The 4,527-nt window shown below is 50.8% G+C and carries 4 protein-coding genes; all 4 read right to left on the reverse strand.

All coding sequences use genetic code 11. From position 1 onward, the window contains the following. Nucleotides 1-602: NapC/NirT family cytochrome c (locus tag C8R11_RS15660; protein WP_107796510.1), on the reverse strand; the 602-nt coding region annotated here is incomplete at its 3' end. 12 nt (nucleotides 603-614) lie between these two features. Next, the gene (gene cycA / locus C8R11_RS15665) at nucleotides 615-1,343 is read right to left on the reverse strand and encodes a cytochrome c-550 CycA (protein ID WP_090703817.1); all 729 of its coding nucleotides are present in this window, start codon (nucleotides 1,341-1,343) and stop codon (nucleotides 615-617) included. 165 nt (nucleotides 1,344-1,508) lie between these two features. Beyond that, nucleotides 1,509-2,582 (reverse strand): hydroxylamine oxidation protein HaoB, encoded by a 1,074-nt coding sequence (haoB, locus tag C8R11_RS15670; RefSeq protein ID WP_244907731.1) that lies wholly within the window; start codon nucleotides 2,580-2,582, stop codon nucleotides 1,509-1,511. Next, nucleotides 2,579-4,285, reverse strand: a complete 1,707-nt coding sequence (locus tag C8R11_RS15675) for a multiheme c-type cytochrome (protein ID WP_107796511.1) — start codon at nucleotides 4,283-4,285, stop codon at nucleotides 2,579-2,581. The genes haoB and C8R11_RS15675 overlap by 4 nt, the downstream gene beginning before the upstream one ends. Nucleotides 4,286-4,527: the final 242 nt, after the last annotated feature.

The raw sequence follows: 4,527 nt of genomic DNA on the forward strand, positions 1-4,527 counted from the left end.
TCGTCGTCCTCATTATCCCAGTCGTCCCAGTCGTCAGCCTTTAATACCAGCTTACCCTCAGCACGACTCGCATCAAGGTCAGTCATCGGCGCTTCTTCATGCACCAGATTCTGATGACAGTCTATACAGGTCGCTCCATGCGTCTCCATTCGCTTATGCGCAGCCTGTGCATCCTCTCCCGGCGGGTCCGGGTTCTTATGACAGTCACGACAGGTCACGCTGTCCCATTTCTTCAGGTTCATCCGTGCGTCATGCGCCATGATTAACCGACGTTCGTTAAATTTCTCCAATGTCGAGTAATCATTGACCATCTCCAGCCATAATTCTCGGGCGCCATCTACCACATGTGTATATACCGCCAGATGAAAGTTCCTGAAGCCCTGTGGTATATGACAGTCTTTACACCCAGGGTTGGCTCCCAATGCTCCATAATGTGTGGATTCCCTTAATTCTTCCTGCGTATAGGTCATGGAGTGGCAGCTGGTGCAGAACTCTTCTGTCGACAGCGCTGCTTCACCTCCAAATACGACGCCTACCAGGACTATCCCCAGTAAGGCACCCGTCAGCAGGGTACCTATCGCTCCTTTTTGTAATGCAGTCATTCAGATCTCCTGTTAATCGTCGTCTTCGTCATCATCGTCTTCATCACCCTTCTCGCCTTCCTCAGCGTTGGCCTGGAATTCGTCATGGAATTTGAATTTAGGATCGCCTACAAATGCTCCATCCAGTTTGTAATGCTTGTGCATCGCTTCGTCGTCTTTCACCATTTTGTCAAAGTCGAAACGGTATTTTTCGTCAACTTCTGGCGTGAATGGGGTGTAGGGCTCTTTGGTGCCTTTCCAGCCTGATCCTTCGTAGTTCAGGTGGCATGCATTACAGGCTTCTTCAAAATGAAAGTCTTGACCTCTGTCCGCCAGACGTTTACGTGGGGTGGTCTTGCCGGATTTCTCAAATGCCTGACCGCCTTTACGGTGATCACCACGATATTTACGCCCCGGACCATGACAGGATTCGCAACCAACGGCCGCAAGCATTTTTTTCGGTCTCTCAACCGTATAACCGCCTTTCTGTTCCCAGCCGTCTACGTGACAGCCAACGCAGTCTTTGTCTTTGGTGTAGTCTTTGTCAGGATCCAGTCCTGCTTTCTCTTTCGCTTCCTTGCGCTCGCCCGCTTTGAGTGATGCCATTGCGTTGGCATGCGCTGTGTCCCGCCATGATTTAGCCTGGGATTTGTGGCATGAGCTGCATTTCTTGCGCCCTTCATAGGTGTCTGCGACGACTGTCCCCGAGAAAAATGCAAACATCGCTACGATAGCCAGTATATAGGTTATTGGGTGTTTCATCCTGCCTCCTCCTTATGCTTTTTATTTCAAGTTTATAAGCCGCGTATTGTACGCGATCACCCGTTTGTGTAAATGGTTATATGCGTGGTTCGTGCTCATTTTTTGTTGCGGGTGTGTTGTTTTGATGCTTTGTATTCAGCTGCCCGTCTCCGGCGCACTTTTATTTCATTCGACCAGCCCCGTTTCCTTTTCCTGGCCGCCCGGTAGTTTGTATAGCCAGTAACCTCCTCTTTGATAGAGTAGCTGGAGTGCTTCTAGTTCCATCGGTGCCGGTTTGTCGGTGAACGGCAGCATTTTGGCCAGCAGGGTTTCGCTGCTTTGTTCGTCACTCAAAAAGTAGGCTCTGATTTCAGTATCCGTGATCGATTGCAGCGTGTAGGTGTCAAAGTCGTTGTCTTTGAGCTGTACTTTCATGTGATTGATCATGCCGTGCATGTTACCGGTCAACGGAAAATTCTGATAGGCAACACCTATTTTTTCCGGGTACATGAGTCCGAGTTTATACAGGTCTGTGACATGGACGATGATATAGGCTTCCCGGTTTTGACCAACCAGTTCGCGCAGTTGCACAACTCCCTCTTCCGGTCTGGCTGTCAGTGCTTCGCTAAAACGCTTGAATTGTGCCCGTTCCTGCTGGCTGGATTTGCTCTGCCAGAATGTCTGTTCGTAGGTATCAATGGCTTCTACGAGTTCCTGCCACTGTTGCGGTATGATTAACGGTTCGTTCAGATGGCTGGTGAACAGGGTTTCATGTCCAGTCAACAGGTTGATTTGTCGCGAGATGTCCCACCACGCCACAATTAGCGCTTCTTTGTCCGCATATTGGCTGATGGCTTTTGCCAGCGCGCTCAGTTCGCCAGTTTTCCAGTCCAGGGCGTGCAGAATTTCTTTGGTGTTGTTCTGCCATTTGACAAGTACCGGTACGGCATTGTCCCGCTGGGCTACGGTGGCTTGTGCAACGGGTTTTTCAACGTCGGGGACGATGACGTCATAGCGGCTGATTTTGAGTTCAGGCCAGGCGTCTAGTTCCAGTTCGGGATATTGCTGGACTTCCCCTGTGGATATCTGCCGGTATTGATACGGGGCTTCTATCGGTACAAACCACAGGTATGCGAACCAGCCCAGTAAAATCAAACCTCCCGTCACCAGGAGTATACCTAATGACGGGAGTAATTTGCCCCCCGACCGCTTCACTTGTGTTGCTTGTGTGTCACGGCCGGTTGTCTCTGCGGATATCAAGCTTCGTTTTGCTTGCGTTTACGCCAGCCTGCCAGGGCTAATGTCCCTGCCAGCAGCATGCCGCCACCCAAACCGCCCAGCGAGATTTTCTCTGCTGTGCTGTCAAGATCAAGTAAGCTGGTCCGCTTGCCTTCGAGTTTGTTGACGCGATCTTTCAATGCAACCATTTCACGTATCCGGAAGTTTTCGTCCTGCACTTCGACATACGCACGGTTCATCGGTCCCCAACCTTCGGTATAGGTCCAGCCACCCGGATTGACGTGAGCTAAGCCCACGTGCATTTTAGCCAGGTCGTTTTCACCCATTTCAAGTACCTTGAGTTCCATTGAAGCAGGATTATTGTCCTGCGACCAGAACAGTTGCGAGAAGATCATGAATCCCGGCTTTTCAGGTGCCGGCGGATTCGGACGGTTGGTTTTTTGCCCAGCCAGCAATCCTTCTTCGTACAGCTTTTCTACTACGTCATGTGCGTCCTGGTATTTCGCCAGTCCTTGCAGCGTACCTTTGTCCATGAGATCCAGGTAGGAACGGGCAAAACGCTCTGAGTGACACTGGGTACAGGTAACTACCCATGAGTCGAGTCTTTCTTCCGACCAATCGCTGTTGATGTTTTCAGCAATACCCGGTACGAATGGATAATTTGCCCAGCGAATTTTCCTCACCATGTTGTGGCTGTATTCGCCTTCATATTCCATATGACAGCCCGCACAGGTCGGCGCACTCTGGCCGCCCTTGCTGTAGGCATCCTTGAGCGATACATCCCAGTTCCACTGGTTACCCATCATTGACACAATCTTGCCATGCTTGGACATGGAGTAGGCTTCCCAGTTGTTGTGGTCTACACCACTGTGACAGGTTGCACAGGCTTCCGGTTTGCGCGATTCTGCAGCAGAAAATTCATGCCGTGTATGACAGCCGTCGCATTTGTTCTGGTTGTAGTGACACATGGTGCAGCCTTCGGCTACTTCACGTTGCGGCATCGCCGCCCAGATAGTGGTCTCTACGTTGGCTTTGTAGTCCAGCGCGTGTGACGGGCGCCCATCAGGCCACTGTCCGTTCGGCCAGATCATGGTGTCACGTTCTGATTCACGCTCTGCAAATTCCTGAAGGTGACAGATTCCACATACGTCCGCTGTCGGCATGACCAGGTCTTTGCTGTGATCAATTTTACCTTGCTGGTTGATGCCTGCATGACAGTCAATACAGCCAACTTCTTTCAGTTGCTCGCCTTCCTTCAGCTTGCCCATCGAGCGCAGATTCTTTTCTACGTCCTCAAGCTTGCCCTTTTTGTAGAAAGTCGGATCGCTTGGCTTCAGCGCGCGTATCTTGTCCAGGTTCGCATGTGAACTGCGCTTCCAGGCCTGCACCCATACCGGCGATTCATCTGTGTGACATTCCACGCATTCTTTACGATCCGCTTTATCACGCATTGAGGTCGGTGGTTCATAAAATGTCATCGGATCCATGTAGGTGCTCAGTGGAATCGGCTCCCAGTAATCACCCATCGTGCCTTTCCCCGCTCCCTGCTCAGGATCCTTGTAGCGCTTCACCAGCGCTTCATGCAGCTCTTTCGGACTTGCTCCTCTGTCCAGACCCAATGCTTCATAGGTCTCGTCCGGGACACTTGGTATCGCTTGTACCGCACCCGCCAATGCAAATGCACATACAAACATGACCATTCTAAGCCATAGCTTGGAAATCATCTCTCTCTCCTTTCTGTTAATTTCCATTTCTTGTTTTAATTTTCTTCAGTGCCAGCTAACTACGTGTCGTTTTACCTTTCCTGTCTCTTCTACCGTAATCAACCTCAACCACGCCCGCCTTTTATGCCACTTACTTATCCACATAGCACGCGCTATCCTCTCAACTCCCCGCGCAAACTCTGTGCATTCAAGTACAAAGCAAGATTTGCAGCACCTCTCTTCTTCTTTACTTCCGCTCGGCA

The organism is Nitrosomonas aestuarii, from assembly GCF_003046585.1.
GTDB lineage: Bacteria > Pseudomonadota > Gammaproteobacteria > Burkholderiales > Nitrosomonadaceae > Nitrosomonas > Nitrosomonas aestuarii.